Below are 17,850 nucleotides of genomic sequence, written 5' to 3' on the forward strand. Positions count from 1 at the left end.
AGGAGGAACAACTATGTGTGGAATTGTTGGTTATATAGGAGAGAGTCAGGCAGCACCAATTTTATTGGATGGCTTGTCAAAACTGGAATATCGTGGTTATGATTCTGCTGGAATAGCAGTTTATGACGGTACCTCAATTGAAATGAAGAAATCCACCGGGCGTCTGAAGATTCTGGATGAACTGACACACGGCGGCGCAACTATGCCGGGGATGGCAGGAATCGGACATACGAGATGGGCAACACATGGCTCACCGTCTGATGTGAATGCACATCCACATTTTAATAAAGATGCTTCCATCGTAGTTGTACACAATGGAATTATCGAGAATTATTTAAAGTTAAAGAAAAAGCTCCAGTCTAAAGGGTATGAATTTTTATCTGAGACAGATACCGAAGTGATTGCCCATCTTCTGGACTATTACTACAAAGGTGACCCGTTAGAGGCGATTACTAAGATTATGCACCGTGTAGAAGGTTCTTATGCCCTTGGAATCATGTTTAAAGAACATCCGGGCGAAATCTATGCCGTTCGTAAAGACAGCCCCTTAATCGTGGGACACAGCAAAGATGGCAACCTGATTGCATCCGATGTTCCCGCAGTGTTAAAGTACACCAGAAACGTTTATTTTATCCAAAATGAAGAAATAGCTATGCTGACGAAAGATGGCATGACCTTCTATAATATTGATGAAGAAGAGATCGATAAAGAATCAACAGAAATACAATGGGATATCAGTGCTGCGGAAAAAGGCGGATATGAGCATTTCATGTTAAAAGAAATGTATGAACAGCCAAAAGCGGTTACCGATACATTGAATCCAAGAATTAAAGGAAATGAAATTGTAATTGAAGAACTGGGAATGACCGAAGAAGAAATTAAGGCAATTCGTAAAATTTATATTATTGCCTGCGGTTCCGCTTATCACACCGGTGTCACTGCAAAATATGTATTTGAAGGTCTGGCTAGAATTCCGGTAGAAGTAGATCTGGCCAGCGAATTCCGTTACCGCAATCCGATTTTTGAGCCGGATACCATGGCAATTATCGTTAGCCAGTCCGGTGAGACTGCAGATTCTCTGGCTGCACTCCGTGAGGCTAAGGCGCATGGCATTAAGGTATTGGGAATTGTAAATGTAGTGGGAAGTTCCATAGCACGGGAAGCGGACAATGTAATGTATACCTGGGCTGGTCCGGAAATAGCAGTAGCAACCACGAAAGCATACAGCACCCAGCTGATTGCCCAGTATTTACTGGCATTAAAATTTGCCCATGTAAGAGGTAAGGTGACAGATAGCCAGATGGAAGAGTACATCAGGGAACTGAAAAGGCTGCCTCAGCAGATTGAAATGCTTTTAAATAACAAAGAAAAGATTCAGCGTTTTGCCAATCGTTATATTGCCGCAAAAGACGTATTTTTTATCGGAAGAGGAATTGATTATTCCATTTCCCTGGAAGGCTCTTTAAAGTTAAAAGAAATCTCCTATATCCATTCTGAGGCTTATGCAGCAGGTGAGTTAAAGCATGGCACAATATCCCTGATTGAAGAGGGAACGCTGGTAGCAGCAGTGCTTACCCAGGAAGACCTTTACAAAAAAATGATCAGTAACATGCAGGAAGTAAAGACAAGAGGGGCATTCCTTCTGGCAGTTACAAATGCAGACCACACTGATGTGGAGAAAACGGCTGATTATGTAATCTACATACCGAAGACAAACCAGTATTTTGCCAATTCACTGGCGATTATTCCGCTGCAGCTGTTCGGCTATTATGTAGCTCTGGGCAAAGGCTGTGATGTAGATAAGCCGAGAAATCTGGCAAAGTCTGTTACCGTAGAATAGTGGAATAAATGTAAGTATATGCATACGTATATTGTTTCTGTATAGAATCAGTACGGGCGCAGTACAATAGGAAATACAGGATTTTAAATGCAGTCCGTAACTCCTAAAGTACTGCGTCCATATTTATTTTCAACATTTTTTGATATTTTTGTCGTTTCAAATTTTTTTAAAACATTTATCACAGATTGAACACATTTGGTTGTTAAACTGATACCAGAAAATAACAAAGAGGAAAAATACGAGGAGGTAATTCAAATGTATGATGAATTTAACGATAAAGAACAAAACAATGTAACAGGAGGTACTCCTTCTAATTCAGGAGAAGGATACAGACAGGACGAAGTGTATGAACAAAGTGATGCACAGCCGTCAAACGAGAATATGGTTTACGATGCAGATGAGACTGCAGATACCATAGAGTCGCAGGAAACATCAGAAACTGCTGACACAGCTGAGGAACAGGCATATGCACAGCCAGATAATCAAATGACAAGTTCCCAGAATCAAAACGGGCAGGCTCAGAATAATTCATTTTATCATTACGCTTATGACCGGGATAACAGACAGGAAGAAGAACAGCAGCAGGATCAGCAGGGACAACAGCAGCACTCTTATGGCTCCTATCAGACAGGCGGCCAGAACCCGAATCCGCCCCGCTATGAAAAACCGAAAAAGAAAAAATCCATGATGTCCAAAATTGCAGTGGCAGCATCGGTAGCAGTTGTATTCGGTGTAGTGGCAAGCGCATCCTTCCAGATTACAGATTATGTAGGTGGAAAAGTATTCCCGCAGACAAAGCAAACAGAAGCGAAAATCAGTTCAACAGGAACAGTGAATGAGCTGAATAAGACTGCAGAAGGCAGCACAGTCAGTACATCATCCACTGATGTGGCAAAGGTTGCCGAAAATGCAATGCCTTCCATTGTAGCAATTACCAGTAAAACGGTAAAAGAAGTACAGACATATTTTTATGGAACTCAGGCACAGGAAGAAGAGAGCAGCGGCTCAGGTATTATCATTGGTAAAAATGACAAGGAGTTACTGATTGCAACAAATAACCACGTAGTAGAAGGTTCCGAAAACCTGACCGTATGTTTTACCGTAAATGTGGAAAATCAGGAAGATAAAGTAGTTCAGGCACAGGTAAAAGGAACGGATCCGGAACATGATCTGGCAATGGTAGCAGTACAGTTAAGTGATATTCCGGCAGATGTATTAAATCAGGTTAAAATAGCTGAAATCGGTGATTCTGATAACTTACAGGTTGGACAGCAGGCAATTGCAATTGGTAATGCACTTGGCTATGGACAGTCCGTTACATCCGGTATTATCAGCGCATTAAACCGTGAAGTCAGTGTTGAGACTACATCCGGAACAGTTACCAACAGTCTGATCCAGACAGATGCAGCGATTAACTTCGGTAACAGCGGTGGTGCTTTATTGAATATCAACGGTCAGTTAATCGGAATCAATTCTGTAAAAGCAGCATCTTCAGGAGTAGAGGGGATGGGATATGCGATACCGATTAATACTGCAAAACCGATCTTAGATGATTTAATGAACCGTACTACCAGATCAAAAGTGGAAAGTAGCGAAAAAGGTTATATGGGTGTGAAACCGGTGGATGTTTCTGAAGAAGCAAAACAGGTATATAATATGCCGTCCGGTGCCTTTTTATATGAAGTAGTAGAAGGTTCAGCAGCAGAAAAAGCTGGTCTGATAAAAGGGGATATTGTTACAAAGATTGACGGTATTTCCATAACATCTGCGAATGATTTATATGACAGAATGAATTATTACAAAGCAGGGGAAACAATTGATTTAGAGGTTCAGGCAGCCGATGGCGGTGAATACAAAGCCAGAACAGTCAGCATCACATTAGATAAGCAGAGTGCTGATACAACCAGCAATAATACAAATCCCCAGAGTGAAGATTCCTCAAACGGGCAGTCACAGCAGGATCAGATGACCCCAATGATTCCAAATCAGGGCGGTAATGGAATGGAGCAGTTCTTCAACTTTAATAATTAAGTGTCATTAGCAGAATAGTATAACCGTTCCAGGATTTGGAGATCCTGGAACGGTTTTTTATAGATTTTATAAAATCTTCACTTGTGCGAGCTTTTTGTCTATGATATAGTTACTTGTAGTAGTTTGTGCAAAAGAGAGGAAATAATATGTCAGATAAAAAAGATGAAATATATGATAAAGATGTAGTGGATGCTGTTGACTCTGATGATGAAGATATAACAGCAGATATTACAGAGACTGAGGAAAAAGCAAAGACAGAAAAAAATAAAGAAAAACCGGATGACGATGAATATGAAGAGGTCTGTTTTATATGCAGACGGCCGGAAAGCAAAGCCGGAAAAATGGTAAATCTTCCCAACAGTATTCATATCTGTTCGGAATGTATGCAGAAGGCATTTGATACCATGAACAATGGAAATATTCCATATAATGATCTGATGAATATGTCAAACATTAATATGGTAAATCTGTCAGAGCTTACGAATAAAATACCAAACCAGCAGAAGGTCAAGAAGAAAAAGCCCAAGGAGGAGCCTAAGAAGGAATTTGATGTAAAATCAATTCCCGCACCTCACAGGATCAAAGCCAGTCTGGACGAATATGTTATTGGTCAGGAAAAGGCAAAGAAAGTAATATCCGTTGCGGTATACAACCATTACAAGAGAGTGGCAACCGGAAATATGGATGACATTGAAATTGAGAAGTCCAATATGCTTATGATCGGACCTACCGGCAGTGGTAAAACATATCTTGTCAAAACCCTTGCAAGGCTTTTGGATGTTCCCCTTGCCATTGCAGATGCCACATCCCTGACGGAAGCGGGTTATATTGGCGATGATATCGAAAGCGTAATTTCCAAACTTCTGGCAGCTGCCGGCAATGATGTGGAGAAAGCGGAAAGAGGAATCGTATTTATAGATGAAATTGATAAGATTGCCAAGAAGAAGAATACCAATCAGAGAGATGTCAGCGGAGAATCCGTACAGCAGGGAATGTTAAAACTGTTAGAAGGTGCGGATGTAGAAGTTCCGGTAGGGGCAAACAGTAAAAATGCCATGGTACCTCTTACAACGGTAAACACCAGAAATATTCTGTTTATCTGCGGCGGAGCTTTCCCGGGACTGGAAGACATTATCAAAGAACGGTTAAACAAGCAGGCATCGGTTGGTTTCCGTGCGGACCTGAAAGACAAATATGATGAGGATCCCAACATCCTGGAAAAAGTGACACTGGATGATATCAGAACATTTGGTATGATCCCTGAATTTATCGGGCGTCTCCCTATTGTATATACCTTACAGGGATTGACAGAGGAGATGCTTGTACAAATTTTAAAAGAGCCTAAAAATGCTATTTTAAAACAATATCAGAAGCTGCTTGCATTAGACGAAGTGAAATTGGATTTTGATGATGAAGCACTGGCATCCATCGCTAAAAAAGCATTGGAAAAGAAGACAGGAGCCAGGGCGCTTCGGGCTATTATTGAAGAGTTTATGCTGGATATTATGTATGAGATTCCAAAAGACGATAATATAGGCAATGTAACAATTACGAAAGCTTATATTGAACATACGGGAGGACCGCTGATCACCATGCGCGGAGTGCCTGCTCTGGAGGGATAAGCTTATGATATACATTCTGATACCGGTAATTATATTTATCACTGATTTTTTAATAAAAGACAAAATTGAGAAAACCAGAGAAATTGGAGAAGATGAAGAAATACTGGGCGGTAAAATCATTCTTCACAAATACCATAACAAAGGCGCTATGTTGAATTTTCTGGATAAAAAGCAGGAGTTTGTAGCCGGGCTTTCCACCGGGATGACGGTGGGAGTCCTGTTCGCTTATCTCTGGCTTCTGGGTAAAAAAGGAATGGGGTTATTAAAAACCGGATTCGCCCTGGTGCTCGGAGGTGCAGCAAGCAATATTTACGACAGGATAAAGCGTGGATACGTAGTAGACTACTTCAGCTTTCAGACAAAATGGAAAAAGTTTCGCCAAATTGTGTTTAATATATCGGATATATGCATTTTTGCGGGATCTTTTTTATTTATTTTGTGGAATCTCAGGAACAAAAGTTGACAGGATATGTCAAAAATGTTATGGTAATCTGTAGGAATACCATAGAGGAGAAAAGAAAGTTTATGGATGAATTACAAGAACAATTTTCAAAAGCATTAAAGGGACTTGTCGAAAAAGCAAAAGGTAAAAAAAATGTAATTGAATACAAAGAAATCAATGATGCTTTTGCAGGAATTGAGCTCAGTGAAGACAAGATGGATGCAATATTAGAATACTTGGAAAAGAGCAATATTGATGTATTACATGGTTCTGCAGAAGATGAAGCAGAAGAATTACTGATTGAAAATGATGATGATCTGCTGTTAGGTGAAGAAGAGGAAGTTGAAATTATCGATGATGTTGATGTCCTGGAAGGCGTCAGTACAGAAGATCCGGTACGTATGTATCTGAAGGAAATCGGTAATGTGCCTCTGCTTAGTACAGAAGAAGAAGTAGAACTGGCAAAACGTGTGGAAAATGGCGATGAAGAAGCTAAAAAATCACTGACAGAGGCAAATCTGCGTCTGGTAGTCAGTATTGCTAAAAAATATGTTGGCCGCGGTATGCCTTTCCTGGATTTGATTCAGGAAGGAAATATGGGGCTTATGAAGGCTGTGGACAAGTTCGATTATACCAAAGGATATAAGTTCAGTACTTATGCTACCTGGTGGATACGTCAGGCGATTACACGTGGTATTGCCGATACCGGAAGAACCATTCGTGTTCCGGTACATATGGTAGAGACGATCAACAAGACCCTTCGTATGACCAGAACCCTGTTACAGGAATTAGGAAGAGAACCAACCGCTGAGGAAGTAGCGGAGAGATTGAATGTTCCGGTTGGAAGAGTAAGAGAAGTTCTGAAAATTTCCAGAGATCCGGTTTCTCTTGATACACCCATAGGTGAAGAGGATGATAGTCATTTAGGTGACTTTATAGAAGATGATTCAGCACTTTCACCTGCAGACTCTGCAGCGTTCTCCATGCTTAGAGAAGAGCTTGGCACTGCACTGGAATCCCTTACGGACAGAGAGCGTCAGGTAGTTAAACTGCGTTTTGGACTGGAAGATGGAAGAGCAAGAACACTGGAAGAAGTCGGTAAAGAATTTAACGTTACCAGAGAACGTATCAGGCAGATAGAGGCGAAAGCACTGCGCAAGCTGCGTCATCCGTCTCGTAGTAAAAGACTTAAAGATTTTCTTATTTAAAGATTAGACAGCATTTGGGCGTGCAGGCTGGTGTAATGAATTTCAAATACACTTTTGAGCAAGATAACGGGATTCGGGAGCCTCATTACAGAAGCTCCCTGGTCCCGCTTTTGTTGTACTGATACGGTTTGTCATTGGTTATAATGTGTGGATGAATAATCATAGGAAAGGTTATTATGAAAAAAATTGTCATTATCGGAGCAAATGATTTTCAAAACCCTCTGATATTAAAAGCGAAAGAGATGGGATACCAGACCCATGTGTTTGCATGGAAGGAAGGGGCTGTCGGAGAACAGACAGCAGATTATTTCTATCCGGTAAGTATTGTGGAAAAAGATGTAATACTGAAGGAATGCAAAAAGATCAGACCGGATGCGGTAGCCAGTATCGGTTCTGACCTGGCGAATATTACCGTACAGTATCTTGCGGTACGCCTGGGACTTTGTGCAAACAGCGACAGATGTATCTTGTATTCCACTAATAAATATGAAATGCGCAGGGCATTTGTAAAAAATCATATTTCGGCGCCGTTATTTACGGTGGTGGATGAGAAACGAAATGTGGAACTGCCCCAGGGAATGACATTTCCAATTATCGTCAAACCCACGGACCGGTCCGGCAGCAGGGCGATTACCAAGGTTTTCCGGGAAGAAGAGCTAGAAGGGGCAATTACGGCAGCCATCTCTAATTCTTTTGAAAAGAAGGCGATTTTAGAAGAGTATATTGACGGAGAAGAATTCAGTTGTGAAGGAATCAGCTATGAAGGACAGCATACCTTTTTGGCAATTACCAGAAAGTATACTACCGGGGCACCTCATTTTATTGAAACAGGTCACCTGGAACCCTCCGGTCTGCCCCCTGAGACAGAAGCGAAGGTATTCCGGGAGCTTGGAAAGGCTCTGGATGCCCTTGAAATCCGAAATGGGGCATCCCACTCGGAATTTCGAATTAACAGCAGGCAGGAAGTGAAAATCATTGAAATAGGGTCACGTATGGGCGGAGATTGTATCGGTTCCCATCTCGTTCCACTTTCCACCGGACAGGATTATCTGAAAATGGTAATTCAGACTGCTTTGGGTGAGAGACCAGGGCTGCTGGAAGAGCCGCTTAATCACTTTGCCAGAATCCAGTTTATTTTAGGAACCGGTGATATGGAGAAATACAGGCATATAAAAGCAAAATATCCAGAAAATATAGTATTTACCAGCGAGATCGGGGAAATTGGTTCTCATAAGGTGGTTGACAGTGGAAGCCGATTTGGCTTTTACATTATAAAAACCGGGGACTTTTCCCATATGCAGGAGATTGAAGCGCTCCTATAAAAACTGGATTCTTCATTATTAGAAGGAAGTATTTGCAAACATGCTCCAGGGGATTAATACAGACAGGAAACCGAGGAAAAGAATATGAAAAAATTAATGATATTAGGCGCAAGCTATTCTCAGGTACCGCTAATCAGGGCGGCAAAAAAACTGGGATTTTATACAATCGCCGCAAGCATACCAGGTGATTTTCCTGGTTTTGAAGAGGCAGACGAGTTCTGCTATGCCGATATTTCAAAGCCGGAGGAGGTTTTGGAATATGCCAGGAAGTTACAGATAGATGGAATTACCACCTGCTGCCTGGATACCGGGGTGCCGGCTATTGGTTATGTATGTGACAAGATGGGACTTAAGGGACCGGGATACGAAACGGCATGCTGCTCTGTAAATAAATGGAAAATGAAAAAAGCTTTCGAGAAAGAAGCTGTAAGTACCGCCCGGTTCCGACTGGTGAAAAATCAGGAGGAACTGGAAAGGGCATTAGAGGAACTTAGCTTTCCTGTTATTGTGAAAGCAGTTGACCTGATGGGCAGCAGAGGAATCTTTAGAAGTAATACAAAAGAGGAAGCCATTGCAAATTACGGTAAAACAATGGAAGCAACCGGGAAGGATTACTGTCTGGTGGAAGAGTTTATTGAAGGTACAATTTTCGGTACTGAGGCGATGATTCAGGACGGAGAACTTGTATTTATGCTTCCAAACGGAATTGATGCCTATCAGGGTTTTACGCCTACCCCTGTTGGACATTATGTACCCCTTGAGAATATTAACCAGCTTTCACCCCAGATTTCAAAGGAAGTAGGAAAAGCTGTCCGTGCACTGGGAATTGACAATTGCCCGGTTAACTGTGATCTTATATTGAAGGATGGAAAAGTATACGTAATTGAAATCACTGCAAGAGCAGGAGCTACCTGCCTGCCGGAATTAGTGAGTATATACTATGGGATACACTATTATGAAATCATTGCCATGCTGGCAATGGGACTGGATGTCCGGGCTCTGTTTATTCGTGCTTCCATGATTCGTCCGGTGCCGAATCTTTCAAAGATATTAATTTCCGATAAGACCGGAACGGTTACCAGACTTGTAAACGAAAATGAGCCTTCCCAGGATATTATAGATTTGTCCTTTAACATCCGGGAAGGGGATCAGGTGAATAAATATAACAATGGCAGGGACAGAATCGGTCAGATTATTATAAAAGGTGATACCTTGCAGGCATGCAGGGAGCGTTTAGAAGAAGTGATGTCCAAAATCACCATAGAAGTGGATAACGAATATGGCAGATAAGACAAAAAACAAATGGTTCTATATAAAATTATTTACGGTTCTGCATATCAGTCTGCTGTTTAGTTCTTTAAGCGGAGTGGCATCTAAGATGGCTGCAAATCAGAAGTTTTTATCTCTGGAATTTTGCGGTTACTATAGTCTTGTACTGGTGATTATGTTCGTTTATGCATTTATCTGGCAGCAGATATTAAAGCGTATCCCGCTGACGGTAGCTTTTGCAAACAAGCCGGTAACTCTGATCTGGGGAATGATTTTCGGTAAAATAATATTTGGGGAGGTAATCACATGGAACATGCTGCTGGGAGCAGGGATTATCTTTTTTGGAATATATCTGGTGGTGACTTCTGATGAGTAAGCTCAATATTTCCATCTGTATTTTATTATCATCGGTTCTGATTTCTGCAATCTCCCAGATTATGTTGAAGAAGGCTACGATGAAGAAGTATAAGAGCATGTTATTTGAATATTTGAATCCCCTGGTTATCTTTGCATACGGGCTGTTCTTTTTATCAACGCTGCTGACCATGTTCGCACTGCGCTATGTACCGCTTTCCATGGCACCCATTTTAGAATCTACCAGTTACATATTTGTATCCGTAATGGGTTATTTCTTTTTGAAAGAGCGCTTTCCAAAGAAAAAATTAATCGGAATACTGGTCATACTCGTGGGAATATTAGTATTTTCTATGTAGCTGACACAGGTCATATACCCGCAGTAAGCTGGCGGGACGTTAAATATGCAGCCGCAGGCGGTTGGGAAAAGTCCCTCGCTGCAGCCGCAAAAAGCAAATGCAGGCATGCCTGTTTGGCTCTCTGCAAGCAGAAATAAAGGAGTACTTAAATGTTAATATCGATTGTGATTCCCTGCTATAATTCCCAGGATACCATTGAGAAGGTAGTGGATTTATGCGTAGAGGAATTTAAAAAAATAGATGGTTACGAGTGTGAATTCGTACTGGTTAATGATTATTCAAAAGACAAAACTTATGAATCCATTAAACGCTGTGCCGATAAATATTCTTTTGTGAAAGGAATTGATCTGGCTAAGAATTTTGGACAGCATAATGCGATCATGGCTGGCCTTCAGCATACAAACGGCGAACTGATAATGGGAATGGACGATGATATGCAGACGCATCCGTCCCAGATCCATAAGTTTATCGAGAAAATGAATGAAGGCTATGATCTGGTCTATGGCAGATATCAGACCCGGAAATTTTCCTGGCTTAAAAATCTGACCAGCAAAATCAGTGATTTTATTGTATGGCATATGATCGAAAGACCAAAGGGCATTACGGCATGCAGTTTTTGGCTTGCCAAGAAATATGTCAGAGATGAAATTATCAAATATGACAACTATAATTTATACCTGCAGGTATTGTTTTACCGTACCACAAACCACATTGCAAATGTGGATATCGAACATTTCAGCCGTGAGGTGGGTACTTCCAACTACACCTTCAAAAAGTTATTCCGGTTATTCTTATCCTGTATTAATTATACGGTAATCCCCTTGCGGATTTCCATGTTGCTGGGAGGCATCTTTGCAGTTATCGGTGTAATCGGGGCATTGGTTGTGTTTGTGCGCCGGATCTTAGATCCAACGATGGTTCTGGGCTGGTCTTCCCTTATGTGCGCCATGTTCCTGTTCTTTGGCATCGTACTGTTTATGCTGGGGATCGTGGGAGAGTATATTGGGAAAATTATGCTGAATCTGAATAAAACCCCCCAATATGTCGTCCGTGAGACAATCAACGTGACAGCGAAAAAACCGGAAATAAAACCTGAGATGGAACAGCAAATGAAACTGGAAATAAAACCGGAAATAAAACCACAAGTAGATGTGGAAATGAGGTCACAAGTCCGGACAGAAATAGAAACGAAAGAATATCAGGAAAACGAAGTAGCGGCAACCACAGACCGGGGAGAAACAGAATGAAAAACAAAAAAAAGAAACTGATCATTGGGATTGTTACGGTTCTTGTACTGGTGATAGTAGTGGTTCTTGGATTCATAGGCAATTATTTTTGCGATTATGCCTTAAATCCCAGCGTTACCAATGGAGTTGAATCTGATGATGAGATGGAAAAAACGCCGGATGATGATGAAAAGGATGCTGCCGGATCCTGGCTTTCCGGGGAAGCCGAGGATGTCTGGATGACCAGTGATGATTCCTTAAAGCTTCATGCATATAAAGTAGATGCAAAAAAGCCTTCCAACAAATACGTCGTTCTCTGCCATGGCTACAAGGGCGAAGCAGCTGATATGGCCATTTATGGAAAACATTTCTATGAAAATAATTATAATGTCTTAATACCGGATGCCAGAGCCCATGGACAGAGTGAAGGAAAATTAATCGGTATGGGCTGGCCGGAGAGAAGAGATATCATTAAATGGATGAATACCATCATATCGGAAGAGGAAGATGCACAGATACTTCTGATGGGAGTTTCTATGGGAGCGGCAACGGTGATGATGACATCCGGAGAAGAAGATCTTCCCGCCCAGGTAAAAGCAGTGGTGGAAGACTGTGGTTACACTTCCGTCTGGGATGAGTTTGATCACCAGCTAAATGAAATGTTTGGGCTGCCTCCATTCCCGGTACTGAATGTGTCCTCTCTGGTAGTTAAAATCCGTGCCGGATATTTTTTAGGAGAAGCAAGTGCAGTAAAGCAGGTAGCAAAGAGCCATACCCCAACGATGTTTATTCATGGTGATCAGGATACCTTTGTACCCTTTGCAATGCTGGATAAGCTTTATGAAGCAGCAGTATGTGAAAAAGAAAAGCTTGTGATACCCGGAGCAGCTCACGGTGAAGCCAGAAAAACCGACAGCAAGACTTATTGGGATGCAGTTGATAAATTTGCCAAAAAGTATATTAAGTAAAAGCATAGAAATTAAAATGGTCCACAAGCTGGGTGTATTTGCTTGTGGACCTCTACGATAAAGGGTCTGTCAGACATAACTTACGTCTGATATATTTTTGAAGTAAAAAGCCAGATGGCAGCAGCCGATGTACCAATCGCCAGAATGCCTGTAATAATTGGGTAAATGTAAAAGTAAGGAGACTGGGCTATTAATAGAATTAAGTCTCCGGATTTTTGGTGAAGGGTAGGATAAATTACTGTAACGGCAATGATTAGACATATTACCTCACCAATAAAAAGTGTGTAGCGAACAATCTTATTATCTATCGTTAGTATCATCAGTGCAACATACCAGGCAAAAATAAAGGAAAAGTAATAAAAGAGTAAGGAACTGATCAAACCGGGCAGTGAACTCTGTGAATACATGTATATTAGATAATCAAATGTAAAAACTGTTTGGTCAAATATACATGTAAGTAAAATATACAAATAGCCCTTAATCAGCAAGTTTTGTACAATACTTTTTTGATGCAGCGGAGCGTACCGCATAATGGAATGCTCCTCGAAGTAAACTCTTCTCAGTTTCTGTATTGTATATATAAATACCCATAAAGTAAGGGAGAAAACTCCATTTCCAAAGAAAAATGTCTGCGCCAGTAGAAAACATACCAAAATATAGGATAAAATTTGCGTATGCCCCACATCTGCAACCCGCTCCATTTTCTGATAGGCTAAAATATCCTTTACCATTACGCACCCTCCTCTGAAAAATATCTCATAAAATCATCGAATCCCGCTCTTACAAATCGTATTTCATCTGTATTCGTTCCGGCAATATCGGAATGGCTGGATGATATCAAACCTTCATATCCAAAAGCGGTTTCTTTCATACCCACAATATTTTTTTTGAATTCCGGTGTCATACATTCCGTTGGACAGTGGAATAGCTGGTATTGTTCCAGTAGTGTATCTTTTTCCTCTGCAAATATAATTCTGCCTTTTTCCATAAAAACAACATAGTCTGCAATCCGTTCCACATCCACAGTCAGATTGGTGGAGAAAAGAATGGATTTCTCTTCATCCTGCATAAAATCCATCACCATATCTAAAATATCATCCTTAGACACGGTATCCAGGTTTGCTGTAGGTTCATCCAGTATCAGTAAATCAGGATTACAGCTAATAGTCAGCAAGACCTGAAATTTCCGCTGCATACCTGTGGAGAAGTTTGCCAGTCTCTGATCCTCATTCAAATGAAACAAGTCTAAATATTTTTCTAACAAATCATATTTGAAATTCTTATAAAAGGGTGCAACTGCATTTGCGATCTGATCCGGAGAAAACCGCGGGTTATAAGCGAGGGCATTTGAGGTAAAGCTAAGCCGCTCCTTGATTAGGGGATTCTTAAGGCTTTTGTCAGTTTCAAAATAAGTGATGGTCCCTTTTTGGTATTTTTGAAGTCCCATGATTGCTTTCAGTAAAGTAGTTTTACCGGCACCATTCCTGCCGATCAGGCCGGTAATAGTACCAGTTTTTATCTCCAGATTGATGTCCGATAATTTAAAATCATTTTCATAAAAGCGAACTTCAAGGTCATTTAAAATAAGTGCGGATGATGTCATATAGATTCCTCCTCTACAAGTTCCCGAACCAGATTCATAAAATCTTCGTTACTAAAACTGATTGTTTTTGCGTAGTGATAAACGTCTTTCAGCTGCTCTTTCAGCTGCATACGATAGGAATTTTTAATGAAAGAGGCATCCAGTTCTGCGGCGTAGACGCCTTTTCCATTAATACTGACGGCTATTCCAGATTTACAAAGCTCTTCATAAGCCCGTTTCACCGTAATGATTCCGATTTTGCATTCCTTTGCCAGCATACGGATGGAGGGAAGCTGGGTACCTGGTGGAATTCTACCACTTAAGATCTGCTCCGTTACCTGTTCCCTTATCTGCTCATAAATCGGAATTTCAGAAATAGGTGAGATCATAATATTCAATCGTAATCGCCTCCGTTCTTACTGTGACTATACCATAGACACGGTTTAAAGTCAATTATAATATTCAAAAATCTTTTGTTTAAGGGAGGTAGGTATTACTTGTATTATATCCTCTTTTACAGGCTGCCCCAAAAAGTTATGACAACTGTCTTGTCACCTGTAAAGTTTTGTGGTATACTAATTCATCGAAACATATACAAAAGGGAGGTCAAGATGAACGAGAAGCAATTAAGAATCCAGGAATTAAAAAAGGAAAAAGATGCTGTGATCCTCGCACACTATTATGTAAATGATGAGGTTCAGGAAATTGCAGACTATGTAGGAGATTCTTATTATCTGAGTGAAATTGCCACCAAGATAAAAGAAAAAGTGCTGGTACTTTGCGGTGTCCGCTTTATGGGAGAGAGCGCAAAGATTTTAAATCCGGATAAAAAAGTTTTAATGCCGGATATGCAGGCTGACTGTCCCATGGCACATATGGCTGATGCCCGTAAAATAGAAGAAATCCGCAGAAAATACGAGGATGTGGCAGTTGTCTGTTATGTGAATTCTACGGCGGAACTTAAGGTTCATTCCGATGTATGTGTAACTTCATCCAATGCATTAAAAATTGTCAGAGCATTGCCAAATAAGAATATTTTCTTTATACCGGATCAGCATCTTGGAACTTATGTAGCCTCTCAGGTGCCCGAAAAGAATATAATATTAAACGATGGTTATTGTCCGGTTCATGCAAGAATCACCGAAGAGGAAATCAAGGAAGCAAAAGCAGCCCACCCAAAAGCAAAAATTCTGGTTCATCCTGAGTGTCAGGCTTTGGTTACCGCGATGGCTGATTATGCAGGAAGTACATCCGGTATTATCGAATACGCTTCCAAAGATGATGCATCAGAATTTATCATTGTAACAGAAAAGGGTGTGTTATATGAACTGCAGCACAGGAATCCGGAAAAGAAGTTTTATCTTGTAAATGAAACACAGTGCTGCCCGGATATGAAAAAAATAACATTAGATAATATGATCCAGGCAATGGAAAACGGAGCCCCTTTAATTGAGTTAGAAGAAACATTTATAAACCAGGCGCATGCACCATTGAAGAAGATGCTGGAGCTTGCGAAGTAAGGAAGAAGATGGAGTATTATGAAAAAAAATTATGATGTAATCATTATTGGAACCGGAGTAGCCGGATTATTTAATGCATTGAATCTGCCGGAATATCTGGAGATTCTGATGATTACAAAGGCCGGATTAGAAGAGAGCGATTCTTATTTGGCACAGGGCGGAATCTGTGTTCTGAAAAATGAAAATGATTTTGAGAGTTATTTTGAAGACACCATGAAAGCTGGTCATTATGAAAATACCAAAGAATCGGTAGAAGTCATGATCCGTTCTTCCAGGGAAATCATATCCGATTTACTGCGGTATGGCGTGGAATTTGAATCAGAAGAGGGAGAGCTTCGCTATACCCGCGAAGGTGCCCATTCCACTCCAAGGATTTTGTACCATGAAGATGTAACCGGAAAAGAAATTACCGGAAAGCTGTTAAAACAGGTTCTGGATAAAGAGAACATTACCATTATGGAACATACAGCCATGACAGATATTTTAAGTCACAATAATGATTGTTATGGTGTTATAATAAAATTGGAAAACGGGCAGGAAACCACGGTTATGGCACATGATATTGTACTTGCCTGCGGAGGAATCGGGGGACGCTATCAGCATTCAACAAATTATCCCCATCTAACGGGAGATGCACTTACCATTGCAAGAAAGCATGATATTCGTCTTAAGAATTTAGATTACATACAGATTCACCCTACAACACTGTATTCTACCAAACCAGGCAGAAGATTTTTAATTTCAGAATCTGTCAGGGGTGAGGGGGCAGTATTGTATAATAAAGCAGGTGAGCGTTTTGTTAATGAACTGCTGCCCAGAGATTTGCTTACAAAGGAAATCTATAAGCAGATGGAAAAGGATGAGACACCTTATGTATTGTTATCAATGCAGACCATACAGGGAATAGATGTTACCAGGCGTTTTCCAAATATTTACCAGCACTGTCTGGATGAAGGCTTTGATGTTACAAAAGAATGTATACCGGTTGTACCGGCACAGCATTATTTTATGGGAGGAATTGATGTGGATCTGGATAGCCGTACTTCAATGGAGCATTTATATGCCGTAGGAGAAACCAGCTGTAACGGAGTCCACGGGAAGAACCGCCTTGCCAGTAATTCACTTTTAGAAAGCCTTGTTTTCGCAAAACGTGCTGCAAAGGATATATTGAGCAATCGATCAAAGGAGAAAATGATATCATGAATCAGATTACAACCAAATTAAATGTAGACAATCTTATCATGCAGGCATTGCGTGAAGATATTACCAGCGAAGATATCACCACAAATGCTGTTATGCGTGAGAGTAAACCAGGGAGAGCAGATCTTATCTGTAAACAGGATGGAGTAATTGCAGGTCTGGATGTGTTCACCAGAGTATTTGAGTTATTAGATGATAAGGTTACGGTAGAAAAGTTTTTTAAAGATGGTGACAAGGTTAAAAATGGGGATCTTTTAGCAGTCGTTACCGGAGATATCCGGGTGTTGCTATCAGGGGAGAGAACAGCTTTAAATTATTTACAGCGCATGAGTGGGATTGCCACGTATACAAGAAATGTTGCAGATCTGCTAAATGGCAGTAAGACAAAATTACTGGATACCCGCAAGACAACTCCAAATATGCGTATTTTTGAAAAATATGCGGTAAAGGTAGGCGGAGGATATAATCATCGTTATAATCTCTCGGATGGAATCCTGATCAAAGATAATCATATCGGAGCAGCGGGCGGAGTAAAAGAAGCAATTCAAATGGCAAAAGAATACGCACCGTTTGTAAGAAAGATCGAAGTGGAAGTGGAAAATCTGGAGATGTTAAAAGAAGCGCTGGAAGCAGGTGCTGACATTATTATGCTGGATAACATGACTCCGGAAACCATGAAAAAAGCAGTGGAAATGGTAGACGGCCGAGCAGAAACTGAATGTTCCGGAAATGTCACCAAAGAAAATATTAAAAACATCATTGATGTTGGTGTTGACTATGTATCAAGCGGCGCCCTGACCCATTCAGCGCCTATTCTGGATGTGTCATTAAAAAATCTTCATGCTGTTTAATAAGATAAATACTGTTTAATAAGAAAACCTCAGGAAGCATATCTACTATGTTCCCT

The 17,850-nt window shown here is 40.7% G+C and carries 17 protein-coding genes; 14 read left to right on the top strand and 3 right to left on the bottom strand.

Annotation, left to right across the window (positions count from 1 at the left end):
* Window positions 1–13: 13 nt before the first annotated feature.
* The 11 genes from glmS (at window position 14) to CD03_RS0130370 (ending at window position 12,641) form a co-directional block, all read left to right on the top strand.
* The gene (gene glmS, locus CD03_RS0130315) at window positions 14–1,840 is read left to right on the top strand and encodes a glutamine--fructose-6-phosphate transaminase (isomerizing) (RefSeq protein WP_027296824.1); all 1,827 of its coding nucleotides are present in this window, start codon (window positions 14–16) and stop codon (window positions 1,838–1,840) included.
* 255 nt (window positions 1,841–2,095) lie between these two features.
* Complete coding sequence (locus tag CD03_RS35355) at window positions 2,096–3,871, top strand: S1C family serine protease (protein WP_052378056.1); 1,776 nt, start codon at window positions 2,096–2,098, stop codon at window positions 3,869–3,871.
* A 146-nt stretch (window positions 3,872–4,017) separates the two neighbouring features.
* Window positions 4,018–5,493, top strand: a complete 1,476-nt coding sequence (gene clpX / locus CD03_RS0130325; protein ID WP_081820431.1) for an ATP-dependent Clp protease ATP-binding subunit ClpX — start codon at window positions 4,018–4,020, stop codon at window positions 5,491–5,493.
* Between the two features lie 4 nt (window positions 5,494–5,497).
* Window positions 5,498–5,956, top strand: a complete 459-nt coding sequence (locus CD03_RS0130330) for a signal peptidase II (protein ID WP_027296826.1) — start codon at window positions 5,498–5,500, stop codon at window positions 5,954–5,956.
* Window positions 5,957–6,018: 62 nt separating this feature from the next.
* Window positions 6,019–7,143, top strand: a complete 1,125-nt coding sequence (rpoD, locus tag CD03_RS0130335) for an RNA polymerase sigma factor RpoD (RefSeq protein WP_027296827.1) — start codon at window positions 6,019–6,021, stop codon at window positions 7,141–7,143.
* Between the two features lie 176 nt (window positions 7,144–7,319).
* On the top strand, window positions 7,320–8,465 hold the full coding sequence (locus CD03_RS0130340; RefSeq protein ID WP_027296828.1) for an ATP-grasp domain-containing protein: 1,146 nt from the start codon (window positions 7,320–7,322) through the stop codon (window positions 8,463–8,465).
* 84 nt (window positions 8,466–8,549) lie between these two features.
* Window positions 8,550–9,755 carry an ATP-grasp domain-containing protein gene (locus CD03_RS0130345; RefSeq protein ID WP_027296829.1) on the top strand — a complete coding sequence of 402 codons (1,206 nt, stop codon included), beginning with the start codon at window positions 8,550–8,552 and terminating at the stop codon, window positions 9,753–9,755.
* Window positions 9,745–10,110 (top strand): transporter, encoded by a 366-nt coding sequence (locus CD03_RS0130350; RefSeq protein WP_044289767.1) that lies wholly within the window; start codon window positions 9,745–9,747, stop codon window positions 10,108–10,110. The genes CD03_RS0130345 and CD03_RS0130350 overlap by 11 nt, the downstream gene beginning before the upstream one ends.
* Window positions 10,103–10,447 (top strand): EamA family transporter, encoded by a 345-nt coding sequence (locus CD03_RS0130355; RefSeq protein WP_027296831.1) that lies wholly within the window; start codon window positions 10,103–10,105, stop codon window positions 10,445–10,447. Before CD03_RS0130350 ends, CD03_RS0130355 begins: the two co-directional genes overlap by 8 nt.
* Before the next feature lie 149 nt (window positions 10,448–10,596).
* On the top strand, window positions 10,597–11,694 hold the full coding sequence (locus CD03_RS35360) for a glycosyltransferase family 2 protein (protein ID WP_063837266.1): 1,098 nt from the start codon (window positions 10,597–10,599) through the stop codon (window positions 11,692–11,694).
* Window positions 11,691–12,641, top strand: a complete 951-nt coding sequence (locus tag CD03_RS0130370) for an alpha/beta hydrolase (protein ID WP_027296832.1) — start codon at window positions 11,691–11,693, stop codon at window positions 12,639–12,641. The genes CD03_RS35360 and CD03_RS0130370 overlap by 4 nt, the downstream gene beginning before the upstream one ends.
* 80 nt (window positions 12,642–12,721) lie before the next feature.
* On the opposite strand, the gene CD03_RS0130375 is transcribed toward CD03_RS0130370, so the two are convergent.
* Genes CD03_RS0130375 through CD03_RS0130385 form a run of 3 tightly spaced genes read right to left on the bottom strand, consistent with a single transcriptional unit; the run spans window position 12,722 to window position 14,612 of the window.
* Complete coding sequence (locus CD03_RS0130375) at window positions 12,722–13,372, bottom strand: hypothetical protein (RefSeq protein WP_027296833.1); 651 nt, start codon at window positions 13,370–13,372, stop codon at window positions 12,722–12,724.
* Entirely contained in the window at window positions 13,372–14,244 is an 873-nt protein-coding gene (locus CD03_RS35365; RefSeq protein WP_052378057.1) for an ATP-binding cassette domain-containing protein, read from the bottom strand. The genes CD03_RS0130375 and CD03_RS35365 overlap by 1 nt, the downstream gene beginning before the upstream one ends.
* Window positions 14,241–14,612, bottom strand: coding sequence for a GntR family transcriptional regulator (locus CD03_RS0130385; RefSeq protein ID WP_242849195.1), 372 nt, complete (start codon window positions 14,610–14,612; stop codon window positions 14,241–14,243). The genes CD03_RS35365 and CD03_RS0130385 overlap by 4 nt, the downstream gene beginning before the upstream one ends.
* A 222-nt stretch (window positions 14,613–14,834) precedes the next feature.
* Here CD03_RS0130385 and nadA point away from each other — a divergent pair, with 222 nt between their 5' ends.
* From nadA to nadC, 3 genes are read left to right on the top strand one after another with little or no spacing between them, the layout of a single operon-like run.
* Window positions 14,835–15,743 (top strand): quinolinate synthase NadA, encoded by a 909-nt coding sequence (gene nadA, locus CD03_RS0130390; protein WP_027296835.1) that lies wholly within the window; start codon window positions 14,835–14,837, stop codon window positions 15,741–15,743.
* An 18-nt stretch (window positions 15,744–15,761) separates the two neighbouring features.
* The gene (locus tag CD03_RS35370) at window positions 15,762–16,946 is read left to right on the top strand and encodes an L-aspartate oxidase (protein ID WP_044289768.1); all 1,185 of its coding nucleotides are present in this window, start codon (window positions 15,762–15,764) and stop codon (window positions 16,944–16,946) included.
* Window positions 16,943–17,794, top strand: coding sequence for a carboxylating nicotinate-nucleotide diphosphorylase (gene nadC, locus CD03_RS0130400; protein WP_027296836.1), 852 nt, complete (start codon window positions 16,943–16,945; stop codon window positions 17,792–17,794). Before CD03_RS35370 ends, nadC begins: the two co-directional genes overlap by 4 nt.
* The last annotated feature ends 56 nt before the right edge of the window (window positions 17,795–17,850 follow it).

It is taken from the genome of Robinsoniella sp. KNHs210 (genome assembly GCF_000686105.1).
In the GTDB taxonomy this organism is placed as follows: Bacteria; Bacillota; Clostridia; order Lachnospirales; family Lachnospiraceae; genus Robinsoniella; species Robinsoniella peoriensis.

Bases quoted from the DNA above. Each gene is read 5' to 3' on its own strand.
- nadC (WP_027296836.1), top strand. From the start codon at position 16,943: ATGAATCAGATTACAACCAAATTAAATGTAGACAATCTTATCATGCAG.
- CD03_RS0130350 (WP_044289767.1), top strand. From the start codon at position 9,745: ATGGCAGATAAGACAAAAAACAAATGGTTCTATATAAAATTATTTACG.
- CD03_RS35360 (WP_063837266.1), top strand. From the start codon at position 10,597: ATGTTAATATCGATTGTGATTCCCTGCTATAATTCCCAGGATACCATT.
- CD03_RS0130375 (WP_027296833.1), bottom strand. From the start codon at position 13,372: ATGGTAAAGGATATTTTAGCCTATCAGAAAATGGAGCGGGTTGCAGAT.
- nadA (WP_027296835.1), top strand. From the start codon at position 14,835: ATGAACGAGAAGCAATTAAGAATCCAGGAATTAAAAAAGGAAAAAGAT.
- CD03_RS0130385 (WP_242849195.1), bottom strand. From the start codon at position 14,612: ATGATCTCACCTATTTCTGAAATTCCGATTTATGAGCAGATAAGGGAA.
- CD03_RS35355 (WP_052378056.1), top strand. From the start codon at position 2,096: ATGTATGATGAATTTAACGATAAAGAACAAAACAATGTAACAGGAGGT.
- CD03_RS0130340 (WP_027296828.1), top strand. From the start codon at position 7,320: ATGAAAAAAATTGTCATTATCGGAGCAAATGATTTTCAAAACCCTCTG.
- CD03_RS0130345 (WP_027296829.1), top strand. From the start codon at position 8,550: ATGAAAAAATTAATGATATTAGGCGCAAGCTATTCTCAGGTACCGCTA.
- CD03_RS0130330 (WP_027296826.1), top strand. From the start codon at position 5,498: ATGATATACATTCTGATACCGGTAATTATATTTATCACTGATTTTTTA.
- CD03_RS0130370 (WP_027296832.1), top strand. From the start codon at position 11,691: ATGAAAAACAAAAAAAAGAAACTGATCATTGGGATTGTTACGGTTCTT.
- CD03_RS35365 (WP_052378057.1), bottom strand. From the start codon at position 14,244: ATGACATCATCCGCACTTATTTTAAATGACCTTGAAGTTCGCTTTTAT.
- clpX (WP_081820431.1), top strand. From the start codon at position 4,018: ATGTCAGATAAAAAAGATGAAATATATGATAAAGATGTAGTGGATGCT.
- CD03_RS0130355 (WP_027296831.1), top strand. From the start codon at position 10,103: ATGAGTAAGCTCAATATTTCCATCTGTATTTTATTATCATCGGTTCTG.
- CD03_RS35370 (WP_044289768.1), top strand. From the start codon at position 15,762: ATGAAAAAAAATTATGATGTAATCATTATTGGAACCGGAGTAGCCGGA.
- glmS (WP_027296824.1), top strand. From the start codon at position 14: ATGTGTGGAATTGTTGGTTATATAGGAGAGAGTCAGGCAGCACCAATT.
- rpoD (WP_027296827.1), top strand. From the start codon at position 6,019: ATGGATGAATTACAAGAACAATTTTCAAAAGCATTAAAGGGACTTGTC.